Annotated in this window: 1 protein-coding gene; it reads right to left on the bottom strand. The window is 73.2% G+C overall.

The window, feature by feature from the left end:
- Positions 1-2,250 (bottom strand): condensation domain-containing protein (locus tag ACFY60_RS29495; protein ID WP_388617695.1); only part of this gene is annotated, 2,250 nt, incomplete at both ends.

Genomic DNA, 2,250 nt, shown 5'->3' with positions numbered 1-2,250 from the left:
CGTCGACACCAGATTCCGGTGCGACGACAAAATCCCCTTCGGCCGCCCCGTGGACCCCGACGTGAACATCACACACGCCGCATCGTCCGGGCCGACCACGACACCGAGGTTGTCGGCGTGCCGGCCGGCGAGCGGTGCGACGGTGTGGGTGGCCCAGGGGCCTCGGAGACGCCCTTCGAGCACCGGCGCTGTGACCAGATGCCCGATCCCGGCGTCCACGGCCGCCGAACGCAGCCGCTCGTCGGGGAAGTCGGGATCGAGGAGGGTGTACGCCGCTCCCGTCTTCACCACGGCCAGCACCGCGACCGCGAAGTCCGCGCCTCGTTCGAGGAGTACGCCCGCCAGGCCGCCGGGGCGCAGTCCCCGGGCGCGCAGGAGATGCGCCAACCGGTTGGCGGAGGCGTTGAGTTCCCCGTACGAGATCCGCCGCTCACCGTCCACCAGAGCCGTACGGTCCGGGTGGAGCCGTACCCGCTCCTCGAAACGGGCGACCAGGGAGGCGTCGCCGGTGCCGGCGGTGGTTCCCGACCACGGGCCGGTGAGCAGGTCGCGCTCGGCGCGGGTGAGCACGTCGAGGCCGGAGAGAGGGAGGGCCGGGTCGGTCAGGACCTGGTCGAGGACGAGGCGGAGGACGGTCGCCATGCGCCGTACCGTCTCCGGGTCGAACAGGTCGGCGGCGAAGAGGACCGCGCCGCGCAAGCGGCGTCCGTCGTCGGAGCGGAGCAGGAATTCGAGGTCGAACTTGGCGGCGCCGTTGCCCGTGAGAGAGACGGCGCCGGTACGGACACCGGGCAGCTCCAGCCGGGGCGCGCCCGCCGTTTCGAGGCCGAGGCAGATCTGGAAGAGGGGGTGGCGGGCGAGCGTACGGGCCGGGTTGACCGCTTCGAGGACCAGGTCGAAGGGGGCTTCCTGGTGGGCGAAGGCATCCAGGTCGGCGGTACGCACCCGGGTGAGGAGTTCACGGAAGGTGGGGTCGCCGGCGCTGTTCGTGCGGAGCACGAGCGTGTTCACGAAGAACCCGACCAGCTCGCCCAGGGCCTCGTCACCCCGGCCGGCCACCGGTGAACCGATCGCCAGGTCCGTTCCCGCGCCCAGCCGGGTCAGGGCGGCGACCAGGGCCGCGTGCACGACCATGAAGGGGGTGCAGCCCTCCTGGCGGGCGAGCGCGGTGATCCGCGCGAAGACGTCCTGTCCCAGGTCGAGTTCGACCTGACCGCCCCGGTGGGAGGCGAGTGCGGGGCGCGGGCGGTCGGGGGTCAGGCCGTGTTCCTCCGGGAGGCCGTCCAAGGCGGTGCGCCAGTGGGCGAGTTCGCGGGCGAGGAGGCTCTCCGGGTCGTCGGGTGAACCGAGGACCCGCCTCTGCCAGGCGGCGAAGTCGGCGTACTGGACGGCGAGCGGTTCCAGGTCGGCCCCGCCGTAGGCGCGCTTCAGGTCCGCGAAGAAGGCCCCGTTCGACAGGCCGTCCGTGGCGATGTGGTGCAGCACCAGCGACAACACCGCCGACCCGTCGGGGAGTTCGAGGAGCAGTGCGCGCAGCGGGAGGTCGGAGGCCAGGTCGAAGACGTGCCCCGCGGCTGCCGCCAGCTCGGCGTCCAGACGGTCGGGCGTCACCCTGCGTCGTTCCACCGGGACGCGGGTCCGCCCGGCGGGAAGGATCCGCTGGCGCGGCTCTCCGTCGACGGTCTCGTACAGGGTGCGCAGGGGGGCGTGCCGGGTGACGACGGCGTTGAGCGCCGACGCGAGCGCCCCGGCGTCCAGGCCGTCGTCCACGCGGACCGTCATCGGCACGTTGTACGCCGCGCTTCCGCCGTCCAGCTGGGACAGCAGCCACAGCCGGCGCTGGCCGAACGACGCCTGCGGGAGCCGGCCGTCGCCCTCCCCCGGTACGAGTGGCGGAAGGGCCGTGCGCTCACCGCCCTGCGCGGAGATCAGCTCCGCGAGTCCGGCCACCGTCGGCCGCCCGAACACGTCCCGGATGGTCAGCCGCGCGCCCAGGGCCTCCGCGATCCGGTTGGTGAGGCGGGCGGCGAGGAGGGAGTGGCCGCCGAGGGCGAAAAAGTCGTCGTCGATGGTGAGTTCGATGCCGGGGGGTGTGTCGAGGGTGCGGGCGAGGAGGCCGAGCAGCGTCTCCTCCAGCACGGTCCTCGGAGCACGCCCGCCGGTGGTGACGGTGGCGGGGGCGGGCAGGGCCCGCTTGTCGATCTTCCCGTTCGGGGTCAGCGGCAGCCGGTCCAGAACCGTCACATGGGT

It is taken from the genome of Streptomyces sp. NPDC012827 (assembly GCF_042900905.1).
Taxonomy (GTDB): domain Bacteria; phylum Actinomycetota; class Actinomycetes; order Streptomycetales; family Streptomycetaceae; genus Streptomyces; species Streptomyces gulbargensis.
The sequence above is the reverse complement of the archived record's forward strand: the minus strand, read 5'-3'. Positions and strand labels throughout refer to the sequence as shown.